At 66.3% G+C, this 13791-nt stretch carries 12 protein-coding genes; 8 read left to right on the top strand and 4 right to left on the bottom strand.

Annotated features, from left to right (window positions below; translation table 11 throughout):
• Both ACXJL8_RS16085 and moaB read left to right on the top strand, forming a co-directional pair.
• The coding region (locus tag ACXJL8_RS16085) for a neutral zinc metallopeptidase (RefSeq protein WP_456685227.1) at nt 1–94 on the top strand (94 nt) is incomplete at its 5' end.
• A gap of 169 nt (nt 95–263) precedes the next feature.
• Nucleotides 264–827: a molybdenum cofactor biosynthesis protein B gene (gene moaB, locus ACXJL8_RS16080; RefSeq protein WP_456620483.1), complete on the top strand. Its 564-nt coding sequence runs from the start codon at nt 264–266 to the stop codon at nt 825–827.
• Nucleotides 828–1173: 346 nt separating this feature from the next.
• Here moaB and ACXJL8_RS16075 read toward each other — a convergent pair whose 3' ends face one another.
• Both ACXJL8_RS16075 and ACXJL8_RS16070 read right to left on the bottom strand, forming a co-directional pair.
• Nucleotides 1174–2133: a bifunctional helix-turn-helix transcriptional regulator/GNAT family N-acetyltransferase gene (locus ACXJL8_RS16075; protein WP_456685226.1), complete on the bottom strand. Its 960-nt coding sequence runs from the start codon at nt 2131–2133 to the stop codon at nt 1174–1176.
• 62 nt (nt 2134–2195) lie between these two features.
• Entirely contained in the window at nt 2196–2771 is a 576-nt protein-coding gene (locus ACXJL8_RS16070) for a glycosyl transferase (protein ID WP_456620485.1), read from the bottom strand.
• Nucleotides 2772–3104: 333 nt separating this feature from the next.
• Here ACXJL8_RS16070 and ACXJL8_RS16065 point away from each other — a divergent pair, with 333 nt between their 5' ends.
• Entirely contained in the window at nt 3105–3944 is an 840-nt protein-coding gene (locus tag ACXJL8_RS16065) for an RMD1 family protein (RefSeq protein WP_456620486.1), read from the top strand.
• A 40-nt stretch (nt 3945–3984) separates the two neighbouring features.
• Here ACXJL8_RS16065 and ACXJL8_RS16060 read toward each other — a convergent pair whose 3' ends face one another.
• Entirely contained in the window at nt 3985–6372 is a 2388-nt protein-coding gene (locus ACXJL8_RS16060) for a phosphoketolase family protein (RefSeq protein WP_456685225.1), read from the bottom strand.
• 210 nt (nt 6373–6582) lie between these two features.
• Between ACXJL8_RS16060 and ACXJL8_RS16055 the strand changes: the two genes are divergently transcribed.
• From ACXJL8_RS16055 to ACXJL8_RS16040, 4 genes are all read left to right on the top strand, one after another.
• Entirely contained in the window at nt 6583–7758 is a 1176-nt protein-coding gene (locus ACXJL8_RS16055) for a PA0069 family radical SAM protein (protein ID WP_456620488.1), read from the top strand.
• Nucleotides 7759–7783: 25 nt separating this feature from the next.
• A complete protein-coding gene (locus ACXJL8_RS16050; protein WP_456620489.1) occupies nt 7784–8239 on the top strand; it encodes a VOC family protein in 456 nt (151 codons plus the stop codon).
• 78 nt (nt 8240–8317) lie between these two features.
• Complete coding sequence (locus tag ACXJL8_RS16045; protein ID WP_456685224.1) at nt 8318–9136, top strand: ribonuclease HII; 819 nt, start codon at nt 8318–8320, stop codon at nt 9134–9136.
• Nucleotides 9137–9422: 286 nt separating this feature from the next.
• Nucleotides 9423–10931, top strand: coding sequence for a glycosyltransferase family 39 protein (locus ACXJL8_RS16040; RefSeq protein WP_456685223.1), 1509 nt, complete (start codon nt 9423–9425; stop codon nt 10929–10931).
• Between the two features lie 124 nt (nt 10932–11055).
• Here the strand turns inward: ACXJL8_RS16040 and ACXJL8_RS16035 are convergent, their stop codons facing one another.
• The gene (locus tag ACXJL8_RS16035) at nt 11056–11871 is read right to left on the bottom strand and encodes a uracil-DNA glycosylase (protein ID WP_456623000.1); all 816 of its coding nucleotides are present in this window, start codon (nt 11869–11871) and stop codon (nt 11056–11058) included.
• A 137-nt stretch (nt 11872–12008) separates the two neighbouring features.
• Here ACXJL8_RS16035 and ACXJL8_RS16030 point away from each other — a divergent pair, with 137 nt between their 5' ends.
• On the top strand, nt 12009–13670 hold the full coding sequence (locus tag ACXJL8_RS16030; protein ID WP_456685222.1) for an electron transfer flavoprotein-ubiquinone oxidoreductase: 1662 nt from the start codon (nt 12009–12011) through the stop codon (nt 13668–13670).
• The last annotated feature ends 121 nt before the right edge of the window (nt 13671–13791 follow it).

Below are 13791 nucleotides of genomic sequence, written 5' to 3'. Positions count from 1 at the left end.
CGGCTCGGCAGCGCAGCGCAAGCAGTGGTTCATGACCGGCTATCAGCAGGGCACGGTGCAAGCCTGCAATACGTTTGGCGCCGGGGCGTTGTAGGCTATTAGTCGTGGCGTCATCCTGAGGTGCTGGCCTCTTGGCGAGCCTCGAAGGATGGCGGAGTCCGCGGTCCATCCTTCGAGGCGCGCAAGGGCGCGCACCTCCCGAGCGAACGCAAATGCGTTCGTCCGGGGATGACGGCGGTGGGCGGGATAGAAGGTGCAGCGCAATGGCGTCCATCGACGAGTCAAAACAGTTCATCCCGCTCAACATCGCGGTGCTGACGGTCTCCGACACGCGCGCGCTCGCCGACGACAAGTCGGGCCAGACGCTGGCCGACCGTATCACCGCGGCGGGCCATCAGCTCGCCGCGCGCGAGATCGTCACCGACGACGTCGAGGCGATCCGCGCCGTGATCCGCCGCTGGATCGCGGACACGAACGTCGATGTCATCATCACCACCGGCGGCACCGGCTTCACCGGGCGCGACGTCACGCCGGAGGCGATCGAGCCGCTGTTCGAGAAGCGCATGGACGGCTTCTCGATCGCGTTCCACATGTTGAGCCACGCCAAGATCGGCACGTCGACGATCCAGAGCCGCGCCACCGCCGGCGTTGCGGGCGCGACCTACATCTTCTGCCTGCCCGGTTCTCCCGGCGCCTGCCGCGACGGCTGGGACGGCATCCTCGCAAGCCAGCTCGACTACCGCACGCGCCCCTGCAACTTCGTCGAGATCATGCCGCGGCTGGACGAGCATCTGCGCCGGCCGAAGGCGCAAGGCGCGACGGTGTAGGCGCGGCCGCCGATGATTTTTCTTCCCTTCCCCCCGTGTGGGGGAAGGTGGCGCGAAGCGCCGGATGAGGGGTATCCATCCGCAAGGAGTGCTCTGAGATATACCCCTCACCCAAGTGAGTTTGTATCTCCCAGCGTCGCTGCCCTCTCCCGCAAGGGGCGAGGGCACAGCAATGCGCATCGCGCCCGCTGACTCAGTGATACTTACTAACTCCTCCGCCGCAGCAAACCCCACACCGTTCGCCACAGATTCCGGCAAGCCGCCACGTGCAATCGTCGCGCCCGGCGCTTGTAGAGATCGACGAGCTCTGCCGTGATGTGATGCGCCGGTGAGTGCCGTGCCTGCATCAGAGATCCCGCTCCCAGGTCTCCCCGATCAGGTTCTGGCCAAAGCTGCGATGCGGCTCGGTCGCGACCAGCTTGAAGCCGGCATCCTGGTAGATTTTTCGCGCGGCGGTCAGATTGCTCTGCGTCCACAGCGTCATCCGCCGATAGCCGCAGGCGCGCGCGAAGGTGACGCATTCGGCCACCAGCCGCTGGCCGAGGCCCTGGCCGCGCGCGGCCGGATCGAGCAGCAGCAGGCGCAGCTTGGCGACATCGTCGCTCGCCTTCACCAGAAACACCGAGCCGACGGGTCGGCCCTCGATGTCGGCGATCCAGCAGCGCTCGCGCGAGGCATCGTACGACGTCATGTATTTGGCGACGATCTCGGCCACCAGTGCCTCGAAGCCGGAGTCGAAGCCGTATTCGCTCGCATAGAGCGCGCCGTGGCTCTGCACCACCCAGCCCATGTCGCCGGGACGGGGATCGCGCAACATCGCGCGCGGCGCCGGCGTGCGCGGCATGGCGAGCAGGCGCTCGATCGTTTCCATCGCACCGGTCAGCCGCTTGCGCTCCTCGTCCGGCAGCGGCCGCAGCATCGCTGCGACGTCGTCCTGTGACGAGCGTTCGAGCTTCGCAAAAGCCTGGCGGCCCTTCGCAGTCAGGCTCAATTGAAATTGCCGGCGATCGGAGGCAAGCGGCTTGCGCGCAATCAGCCCGCTCTCGTCGAAGTTCTGCACGATGCGGCTGAGATAGCCGGCATCGAGCCCGAGCGTGATGCCGATCTCCTTGGCCGGCTGCTCGCCACCATGGGCGAGCTCGTAGAGCACGCGCGCCTCGCTCAGCGAGAACGGGCTTTTCAAAAGCTGCTGGTCGAGCACGCCGAGCTTGTGGGTGTAGAAACGGTTGAAGGCGCGAACCGCCTGAACCTGGTTATCGGAGACCTGATCGGTCRCAGAACTTGATGGCGAAGGACTTGCTGGCATGGGACACCTCAATACTTGCCATTGTCAATCAACCATTTGACTTTGGCAAGTATCTGGTGCGGTCACCCGACCATGACGATCCGGCTGCGCAGCATGGTCCGGGACGACCGGCCGAGCCGCCGCAGCAGCCGCGCCTCCGACCGGCGCGCCTGGGGCGGATAGCCGCCGATCCGGTCGTAATGATCGCGGGCGATCAAAAGTCCCTGATCGCCCAGGGGGCCGGCGAGCTTGCGCGCCACGGCGCGCAGGAAGTGGCGGAATCCGGTATCGGCGTAAGGGGAGCGCCCATAGCGGAAAACCGCCGCGCGATCCCGCCCGCTGGCCGATACGGTCTGGATGAACTGGGTGGTTTCCTCGATCCAGCCGGTTTCCAGCACCGCACCGGCGGGCAGGAACATCAGCCAGGGCGAACGGGCCTGGAGCGCGCCGGCAGCGAGCGCTGCGCCTTGCGAGAATCCGTCGAAGCCGATGAAACGGCAGCCTGCGACGTCGGCAACCCGCTCGATGACACCGTTGCGGGTGCCGTCGACCAGGAGCACTTCCCGGATGACGCCCGCGGCGGCACCGGGGACCAGCGCGGCCAGAGTTGCGACCGTCGTCTGCTCGACGCCTTCGGTCGGAATGATGACGCTGAGCATGATTGAAGCTTCGGTGTCCGCACTTCGGGAGAAGCGTAGCCTGTTATGATGTTGTCATAAACACGCGGCGCTGCCGAGAGCAACTTTTCGGCGGAGCTTCGGTGTTCGATGGTAAACTGCCGGAGCCATCGCATCCAAATGTGTCCCGCACGGGGTGGCAATATTGCCGAATATTTCGGCCCAAGCTCGCTTGGACCGTAGTAACCCGGAGTTTCACGCCGATATTGCGCCGCGTGCAGGCAGATCGCAATCCCGCACGAGAAGGATGCGATGGCGGGACGAAACGCGGGAACGGGAAAAACGTGCAATCCACGGTGCCGACGAGGGCTTCGCATGAACGCCGATCAACTTGCTGTTAGCGCGCCGGCAGCATCTGCCAAGCCGGACGCGCCGCCGACCTTGCGGATCCGCGCGCTGATGCTGGGCGACCGCATCAACGCCTCGGGCCTCGAGCTCGGCACGCTGGTCTCCTCGACGCCCGCCGCCTTCCGCGTCCACGCCGGCCTTGCCGTGGTCTTCCGCTACGGCGTCGTGGTGCTGATCGGCCAGCTTCCATCGGAGGAGAAGGTCCTGATCGACAGCCTGAAGCCGCGGGTGATCGGCGAGTTCAGCCCCTACGAGGAGGAGACCGCGCAGGCGCAGCTCTGCCACGACGAGAACGCCGAGGCGATCCAGCCGGGCGGGCCGATCTGCCTCGCAAAATTCTCCGACGAGCGGCTGCTTTTGGTCGCGGACGCGCTTGCCAAGAGCACCTCGCTGGCGCGCGACGAGCGGCGCGTCGCCGCGGTCTTCGATGTGATCGAGCCCTTCGCGCGGGAGCTCGCCGAGCGAGGCCGCACGCCGCGCCGGCGCAAGGGCATTCTGCAACTGATCGGCAATGCGCTTCTCGTCCAGCAGCGCGTCGCCGGCCGCGTTGCCGTTGCCGAGAAACCCGACGTGCTCTGGGAGAAGCCCGAGCTCGACCGGCTCTATGCACGTCTCGAAGACGAGTATGAATTGAAGGAGCGTCTCGATACGCTCGAGCGCAAGCTCACCGCCGTGTCGGAGACCGCCAACGCATTGGCCGACATCATCGACACCCAGCGCTCGCTCCGCCTCGAAGTCGCGGTCGTGGTGCTGATCGTGATCGAGGTCGTGATCGGCTGCATCCAGATTCTTTCGGGGACGCATTAGCGGCACGAGCCGTGGTTGAACCCGTGCAGGAATGGCATCGCTACGCCGCCTTGGCCGGCCAGACCCAGTCGCGGATCACCGGCATGTCCTCGCCATGCTCGCGCACGTAAGCCGAATGCGCGATCAGCGCGTCGCGGAACTGCTGCTTCACCTGCGCCGCCTTGGTCGCAAGACCGGGCACGCGCTCGATCGCCTCGATCGCGAGGTGATAGCGGTCGAGCCCGTTGAGCACGACCATGTCGAACGGCGTCGTCGTGGTGCCTTCCTCGGCAAAGCCGCGCACATGCAGGCCGGCATGGTTGCTGCGGTTATAGGTCAGCCGGTGGATCAGATAGGGATAGCCGTGATAGGCGAAGATCACCGGCCTGTCGCGCGTGAACAGGCTGTCGAAGTCGCGGTCGGACAGGCCGTGCGGATGCTGCTCCTTCGGTTGTAGCGTCATCAGGTCGACGACGTTGACGACGCGGATCTTCAATTCGGGCAGCGCCTTGCGCAGCAGGTCGACGGCCGCAAGCGTTTCCAGCGTGGGCACGTCGCCGGCGCAGGCCATCACCACATCGGGCTCGCCTTTCGTGTCCTCCGTGCCCGCCCATGTCCAGATGCCGATGCCGGCATCGCAATGCGTGGCGGCGTCCTGCATCGAGAGCCATTGCGGCGCCGGTTGCTTGCCGGCAACGATCACGTTGATGCGGTCATAGGTCCGCAGGCAATGGTCGGCGATCCACAGCAGCGTGTTGGCATCCGGCGGGAAGTAGATGCGGACGATGTCGGCCTTCTTGTTGGCGACGAGATCGACGAAGCCGGGATCCTGATGGCTGAAGCCGTTATGGTCCTGGCGCCAGACATGCGAGGTCAACAGATAATTGAGCGAGGCGATCGGGCGTCGCCACGGCAGGTGCCGCGTCACCTTCAGCCATTTGGCGTGCTGGTTGAACATGGAATCCACGATGTGGATGAAGGCCTCGTAGCAGGAGAAGAAGCCGTGGCGTCCGGTGAGCAGGTAGCCTTCGAGCCAGCCCTGGCAGAGATGCTCGCTCAACACCTCCATGACGCGGCCGTCCTGGGCGAGATGCACGTCGTAGGGTTCGGTCGGCTCCATCCAGACCCGTTCGGTTGCCTCGAACACCGCATCTAACCGGTTTGAGGCGGTCTCGTCCGGGCCCATGATGCGGAAGTTGCGCTCCTGCGCGTTGAGGCGGATGACGTCGCGCAGGAATTTGCCGAGCTCGCGCGTCGCTTCCCCGGTAACGCCGCCGGGTTGCGGCACGTCGACGGCGAAGCTGCGGAAGTCCGGCAGCTTCAGCTCCTTCTTGAGCAGCCCGCCATTGGCATGCGGATTGGCGCCCATGCGGCGGTTGCCCTCGGGCGCGATCGCCCTTAGCTCGGCGATGAGCGTGCCGTTTGTATCGAACAGCTTTTCGGGTTCGTAGCTGCGCATCCAGTCTTCGAGAATTTTCAGATGCGCCGGGTTCTCGCGGCAGCTTGCGACCGGCACCTGATGTGCGCGCCAAAAACCTTCGACCTTCTTGCCGTCGACTTCCTTCGGGCCGGTCCAGCCCTTCGGGCTGCGCAGCACGATCATCGGCCAGCGCGGCCGCTCGACCGCCTTGCGGCCGTCACGGGCGTGCTGCTGGATCGAGCGGATGCTGGCGAGCGCGACGTCGAGCGCATCCGCCATCGCCTGGTGCATCAATTTGGGATCGTCGCCCTCGACGAACAGCGGCTCGTGGCCGAGCCCGCGGAAGAGATCGCGGATCTCGCTGTCAGGCATCCGCCCGAGCACGGTCGGGTTGGCGATCTTGTAGCCGTTGAGGTGCAGGATCGGCAGCACCGCGCCGTCATGGGCCGGGTTCAGGAACTTGTTCGAGTGCCAGGAGGCCGCGAGCGGGCCGGTCTCGGCCTCGCCGTCGCCGACGACGCAGGCGACGATCAGGTCGGGATTGTCGAGCGCCGCGCCATAGGCATGGACCAGCGCGTAGCCGAGCTCGCCGCCTTCGTGGATCGAACCCGGCGTTTCCGGCGCGGCATGGCTCGGAATGCCGCCGGGGAAGGAGAACTGCCGGAACAGTCTGCGCAATCCGTCCGCGTCGCGCCCGATGCTCGGGTAGATCTCGCTGTAGCTGCCCTCGAGATAGGTGTTGGCGACCATGCCCGGGCCGCCATGGCCGGGACCGCAGACATAGATCACGTTGAGGTCCAGCGCGCGGATCACGCGGTTGAGATGGGCGTAGACGAAGTTCAGCCCGGGCGTCGTGCCCYAATGGCCGAGCAGACGCGGCTTGATGTGCTCGGGCCGCAGCGGCTCGCGCAGCAGCGGATTGTCCAGCAGATAGATCTGGCCGACGGAGAGGTAGTTGGCGGCACGCCAGTAGCGATCGAGGAGGTCGAGTTCGCTGCGCGGGGCGCCCGATTGTTGTTGATTTGTCATGTTCCTGCCGACCTTCACCCGGCGATCGTCACCAACATTGTTTCGCAACGATCGATCCCTCGCGGCATCAAACCGGATCACCGGATGCAGGTGTTGCGTGAGGTCAAAGGGGCGCGCCCGAAGTTTGGGCAGCGCTACTGTGCATGGGGTTGTTTTCGCGTTTTTTGTTCTCGTTCTTGATTTGTTCTGATCGCGTGCTATGTTGGCTTCATGAGTCGAGCATCCTCTCGTGCCCTCAAGCACCCGCCGGTCACGGCGCCCTCCGAGCCGGCGGGTGCGTCTTCGGATAGTCCTGCCGATTTTCCCGAGCTTGGCGTCGCCATCGACCGCGAACGCAGGCGAGGGCGGGGCGCGCAATCCAACGCCAGCGGCCGCTTTGAGGCCGAGGCGCGCGTCGCCTTCGACGACGGCTGGCAGAGCCTGGAGGAGCTGCCGCCGTTCAAGACCACGGTGGCGGTCGACACCTCGCGCAAGGTGATCACCCGCAACGAATCGCCCGACATCGGCTTCGACCGCTCGATCAATCCCTATCGCGGTTGCGAGCATGGCTGCGTCTACTGCTTCGCGCGGCCGACCCATGCCTATCTCGGCCTGTCGCCGGGGCTCGACTTCGAGTCAAAATTGTTCGTCAAGCCCGAGGCGCCGTCGCTGCTCGAGAAGGAGCTCGCAGCAGCAGGCTACGAGCCGCGGATGATCGCGATCGGCACCAACACCGATCCCTATCAGCCGATCGAGCGCGAGCGGAAGATCATGCGCGGCATTCTGGAGGTACTGGAGCGCGCCAGCCATCCCGTCGGCATCGTCACCAAGTCGGCGCTGGTGACGCGCGACATCGACATCCTCGCGCGGATGGCCAAGCGCAACCTCGCCAAGGTCGCGATCTCGGTCACCTCGCTCGATCCGAAGCTGGCGCGCACCATGGAGCCGCGGGCCTCGACGCCGCCGAAGCGGCTCGAGGCGCTGAAGCAGCTCTCGGAGGCCGGCATTCCGACCACGGTCATGGTCGCCCCCGTGATTCCCGCGCTGAACGATTCCGAGATCGAGCGCATCCTGGATGCGGCGGCGCACACCGGCGTCAAGGAAGCCTCCTACGTGCTGCTGCGGCTGCCGCTGGAAGTGCGCGATCTCTTCCGTGAATGGCTGATGGCGAACTATCCGGACCGCTACCGCCACGTCTTTACGCTGATCCGCGACATGCGCGGCGGGCGCGACTACGACGCTAAATGGGGCGAGCGGATGAAGGGCACCGGCCCGATGGCCTGGACCATCGGCCGCCGCTTCGAGATCGCCTGCGACAGGCTCGGGCTCAACAAGCGGCGCTCCAAGCTGACGACGGATCATTTCGCCAGGCCGAAGCGGAACGGCGATCAGTTGAGCCTGTTCTGAGCGGCGACAGCCAACGAGGCGTAGCATGAGCAAGGAACGACCGGCCCCGGTGCCGCGGCTGACCGTCATCACGCTGGGCGTAAGCGACATCCGCGCTAGCATCGCCTTCTATGATGCCCTCGGTTTTTCGCGCCGGCTGAAGGCGACCGGAGAGGCCGTCGCGTTCTACGATACGGGCGGTCCCGTGCTTGCCCTGTTTCACTGGGACCAGCTCGCGGCGGACGCGACCTTGCCGGACCAGCCGAGGCCAACGGCCTTCCGCGGCATCACGCTCGCCTGGAATTGCCGGGCGCGCGAGGAGGTCGACACCGTGCTGGCCTTCGCCGTCGAAAACGGAGCCACCCTGCTGAAGGCAGCGCACGAAACCGACTATGGCGGCTATTCCGGCTATTTTGCCGATCCCGACGGCCATCCCTGGGAGGTCGTCGTCGCGCCCGGCATTGAGGTCGGCGAGGACCGGCGGGTGCATCTGGCCGACTGAGGCGGCCCGGTTTGAATAACGGGAATTGCGCGGGGTTCCCTGTTGCGCGGGCCCGACCGCTTGCGCACGATCCCGGCCATGATTCGGGACAAGTCCGCCAGCAAGCCTGCCAAAAAGCCTGCGCCGCAAAAGTCTGCGAAAGCCACCRCCGGCAAGACCGCAGCCAGGAAGGGCGTCATCGCCGTCGCGTCGCCGAGCTTCCGCCGCGAGCGCGCGCTGATCAAGCGCGGCGTCTGGCCGGTCGCCGGCTGCGACGAGGCCGGCCGCGGGCCGCTCGCCGGCCCGGTGGTGGCGGCGGCCGTGATCCTCGATCCCGACCGCATCCCGCGCGGCATCGACGATTCCAAGCGGCTGACGGCCGAAGAGCGCGAAAGACTGTTCGACAAGATCTGCGCGACCGCCCAGGTCTCGGTGGCCGTCGCCTCGCGCGCCCGGATCGACCGCGACAATATCCTGCGCGCCTCGCTGTGGGCGTTGAAGCGCGCGGTGGTGGCGCTGCCCGAGGCGCCCAGGCACGTCTTCGTCGATGGCCGTGACAGGCTCGACACGCCGTGCGACTGCGAGGCCGTGATCGGCGGCGACGGCCTCGTGCTGTCGATCGCCGCGGCCTCGATCGTCGCCAAGGTGACGCGCGACCGGCTGATGTGCGCGCTGGCGCTGGACTGCCCCGGCTACGGTTTCGAACAACACAAGGGCTACGCCGTCCCGGAGCACCTCGACGCGCTCGACCGCCTCGGCCCCACCGTCCACCACCGCAGCTTCTTCGCCCCGGTTGCCGCAGCACGCGCCAAGCACATGCCCTGGACGGTCGAGCCCGTGCAGGATTTGTTTGCCGTCACCGAGGTCGAGGTGCAGGTGGAAGCCCAGATCGAGATCGACGTTTCCACAAGTCTCTAGCACTCCCCTCGCGGTGGGCTCTTCGCCTCTCCCCGCGTGCGGGGAGAGGCCGCATCCCATCGAAGATGGGATGCGGGTGAGGGGGAGCCTCCGCGAGTCCATCTCTCACTGTGATTGCGGAAGCAGCCCCTCACCCCAACCCTCTCCCCGTAAGAACGGGGAGAGGGAGAAGAGACGCGGGGAGAGGGAGCAGACCGAAGTTGCCACGACGCGCAGCGCCCTCTATCAAAACAGTCGTGAGCGAATAGGGCCGGCTGGACGGTTGGCTGCATTTTTCGGACGTTGCATGCGGTTTACCTCCCTGGTCATCGAGCTCATTCGCGCCCGGCCGCGGCTGATCGTCTGGATTGTCGTGCTGCTGCAGGCCGCGATGTGGCTGTTCGTGGCGCTCGTCTTTTACCGCAGCCCGCCCGGCAACCTCGCGACCCTGCTGGCCTTCGGCCGCGAATACCAGGTCGGCACCGATCTCGGCCCGCCCTTGCCGATCTGGCTCGCCGACATCGCCTATCGCGCGGCGGGCGGCCACATGTTCGGCGTCTACGTCCTGGCCGAGCTCTGCGAGATCGCGACCTTCGTCGCGCTCTATCATCTGGCGCGCAGCGTGGTCGGCACCCAGCAGGCGGTGCTCGCCGTGCTCCTGACCATGACCGTGCTGGCCTTCTCTTCGCCGGCGCTCGAATTCGGTCCGCTGGTGCTGGCGCGGCCGCTCTGGGCGCTGCTCCTGCTGCATTCCTGGCAACTCATCGGCCAGCGCCGCGGCAATGGCTGGTTCGCCTGGTCGATTGAAGCCGGGCTGTTGCTGCTGACGACACCGGCGGCGATCTTTCTCCTGCTGCTGCTCGTCATCTTCGCGCTGGCGACCGCCGGCGGCCGCAGGACGCTGCGAGCGCTCGATCCGTTGTTTGCGCTCGTCGTGGTCGCCGTGCTGGCGCTGCCCTATGCCGTCTGGCTGATGCGAGCCGAGACACTTACCCTGCCGGCCTTGCCGCAGCTCTCGGACCTCAATGGCCGTGCGCTGAACGCGGCGTGGCTGCTCGGCGGCCTCGTGCTGGGCGCGGTGACGATCCCGGTCCTGGCGTTCCTCAACTCCAGCTGGTTCGCCGGCAAGAGCGACGAGGCTCCGATCATCTATCGGCCGCCGGTCGAGCCGCTCGCGCGCAACTTCGTCTATTTCTTCGCACTCGCGCCGGCGCTCGGCGCGGTTCTGCTTTCCGGCCTGTTCGGGCTCGACGGCGTCGTCGGCGGCGCGGGCGTCGTGCTGGTGATGTCGGGGCTCGCCGTGGTCGTGGCCGCCGGCGATCTCATCGCGATGCGTCGCGCACGGATGCTGCGCACGGTGTGGGCGGCTGCCGTCGTGGCGCCGGCCGCGGGCGTCGTGCTCGCGGTCCTGTTCCTGCCCTGGACCGGTACCGGCGAGATCGCGACCTCGATGCCGGCGCGCGATATCTCGGACTTCTTTGACGAGAGCTTTGCCCGCCGCACCAACCATCGCCTGCGCGCGGTCGCCGGCGAGACCCAGCTGGCGAGCCTGATCACGCTGCATTCCGGCCGGCCGCATCTCTTCATCGATGCCGAGCCCGCGCGGACGCCGTGGATGAATCAGGCCAGGTTCAGCGAGACCGGCGGCGTCGTGGTTTGGCGCGCCTCCGACACCGCCGGCACGCCGCCGCCCGAAATCCTCAAGCGCTTCCCCGGCATCGTCCCGGAAGTGCCGCGCGCCTTCGAATGGCTGGTGACGGGACGCCAGCAATTGTTGCGCATCGGCTGGGCCATCGTGCGGCCGAAGGGGCCGTAGCCACGGTCGTCATTCCGGGGCGCGGCAAAGCCGCGAGCCCGGAATCCATTCATCCACCAACTCTGTCGCTCGATGGATTCCGGGCTCTCGCTTCGCGAGCCCCGGAATGACGGTGTTTGTGTCGCTACGCCGCGCCTTGCCCCAGCACCTTCGCGATTGCCCGCAGATCCTGCCAGGCCAGCCGCTTGTAGGACGGCGAGCGCAGCAGATAGGCCGGGTGGAACGTCGGCAGCGCGCGGATGGTGCGCGCGCCGGTGTCGTAGTCGAACCAGCGCCCGCGGGTGCGCATGATGCCCTCGCGGGTCGACAGCAGCGTCTGCGTCGAGGGATTGCCGAGCGTCACCAGCACATCCGGGTTCACCAGCTCGATCTGGCGCTGGATGAAGGGCAGGCAGATTTGCGTCTCCTGCGGCGTCGGTGTGCGGTTGCCCGGCGGCCGCCATGGAATCACGTTGGCGATGTACGCGGTGGTGCGGTTGAGCCCGATCGCGCCGATCATGAGGTCGAGCAGCTTGCCGCTGCGCCCGACGAAGGGCAGTCCCTCGATGTCTTCATCGCGGCCCGGCGCCTCGCCGACGAACATGATGCGCGCCTGCGGATTGCCGTCGGCGAACACCAGCCGCGTCGCGGTGTGCTTCAGCGCGCAGCCCTCGAAGCCTTGCATCAGCTCGCGCAGCGCCTCCAGCGTCGGCGCGGTGCGCGCGGCCTCGCGGGCCGAGGCGATCGCGATGTCAGGCGCGGGCGCGGCCTCGCCGCGCATCACGGCAGGTGCTGCAACCGGCCGCGGCGCCTCGACCGGCGGCGCCGCGCGCGGGGCCGGCGGCGGGACCTCGGCCTCCGCCAGCCGGTCGATCGGTTCCTCCGCGAGCGCGCAATCGACACCGGCCTCCAGGTAGAAGGCAAGAAGCTCGCGGACGGTGGGGGCGGGTTCGAGGATCATTTGGAAAGTCAGACCTTTATATCAGTTTGAGCCGCCTTGCATCCCAGCGGAACGCATTTCCGAGGTTGTCCTACCCGGAAAAATCGGAAACAAGGGGGCGCAAACGACCGAGGAACCGTCTCAAGGGCTGAGATCAGATGAGCACCGAAGAACTTCCCCCGCGCGAATCCATGGAATTCGACGTCGTCATCGTCGGCGCCGGCCCCTCGGGCCTGTCGGCCGCGATCCGGCTGAAGCAGCTCAACGCCGATCTCAACATCGTCGTGGTGGAGAAGGGTTCCGAGGTCGGCGCGCATATTCTCTCCGGCGCCGTGATCGATCCGGCCGGGCTCGACAAGCTGATCCCGGACTGGCGCGAGGATTCCGACTGCCCGCTGAAGACGCAGGTGAAGGACGACCGCTTCTACTGGATGACGGGCGGCGGTGCGATCAAGCTGCCGAACTTCATCATGCCGCCGCTGATGTACAACCACCACTGCTATATCGGCTCGCTCGGCAATGTCTGCCGCTGGCTGGCGCGCAAGGCGGAAGCACTCGGCGTGGAGATCTATCCGGGCTTTGCCGCAGCCGAGGTGCTCTATGACGAGCAGGGCGCGGTGAGGGGCATCGCCACCGGCGACATGGGCATCGGCCGGGACGGCAAGCCGAAGGATTCGTTTACCCGTGGCATGGAATTGCTCGGCAAGTACACGCTGTTCGCCGAAGGCGCCCGCGGCAGCCTGACCAAGCAGCTGATCGCGAAGTTCGCGCTCGACTCCAACAGCGAGCCGTCGAAATTCGGTATCGGCCTGAAGGAAGTCTGGCAGATCGACCCCGCCAAACACCAGAAGGGCCTGATCCAGCATTCCTTCGGCTGGCCGCTCGACATGAAGACCGGCGGCGGCTCGTTCCTGTACCATTACGACGACAATCTCGTCGCCGTCGGCTTCGTTGTGCATCTCAACTACGACGATCCGTATCTGTCGCCGTTCGACGAGTTCCAGCGCTTCAAGACCCATCCCTCGATCCGCGGCACGTTCGAAGGCGGCAAGCGGCTCGCTTATGGTGCGCGCGCCATCACCGAGGGCGGCTACCAGTCGGTGCCGAAGCTGAGCTTCCCCGGCGGTGCGCTGATCGGCTGCGCGGCCGGCTTCGTCAACGTCCCGCGCATCAAGGGCGTGCACAATGCGATGGGCACCGGCATGCTCGCGGCCGAGCATGTCGCAGCCGCACTCGCCGCCGATCGCGCCAATGACGAGATCATCGATTACGAGAACGCCTGGCGTTCCTCGTCCGTCGGCAAGGATCTTTTCCTGGTCCGCAACGTCAAGCCGCTGTGGTCGAAGTTCGGCACCGTGATCGGCGTCGCGCTCGGCGGCTTCGACATGTGGTGCAACACGCTGTTCGGCGGCTCGCTGTTCGGCACGCAGTCGCATGCCAAGCCCGATCGGTCGACGCTCGATCCGGCCAAGCAGCATGCACCGAAGAACTACCCGAAGCCGGACGGAAAAATCTCCTTCGACAAGCTGTCGTCGGTGTTCCTGTCCAACACCAATCATGAGGAGGACCAGCCGGTCCATCTCAAKGTGGCCGACATGAACCTCCAGAAGACGTCCGAGCACGACGTCTTCGCGGGTCCCTCGAACCGCTATTGCCCGGCTGGCGTCTATGAGTGGGTCGAGGAGGGCGCGAGCCCGCGTTACCAGATCAACGCCCAGAACTGCGTCCACTGCAAAACCTGCGACGTGAAGGACCCCAACGGCAACATCACCTGGGTTCCCCCGGAGGGCGGCGGCGGTCCGAACTACGAGGCCATGTAAGCCAGGCGCATTAAGCCAAGGCAATGTGACGCACGTTCGCGTGAGGGTCGGGCCGCGGACGCCGGTCCCGGCCACGATAAGGCCATACTAGGAGCGTCTTGGGGGCGCCTACGGCCGATTT

The organism is Bradyrhizobium sp. P5_C11_2 (assembly GCF_054049755.1).
Note: the sequence above shows the minus strand (reverse complement) of the source record. Positions and strands in the feature narration are given on the sequence as shown.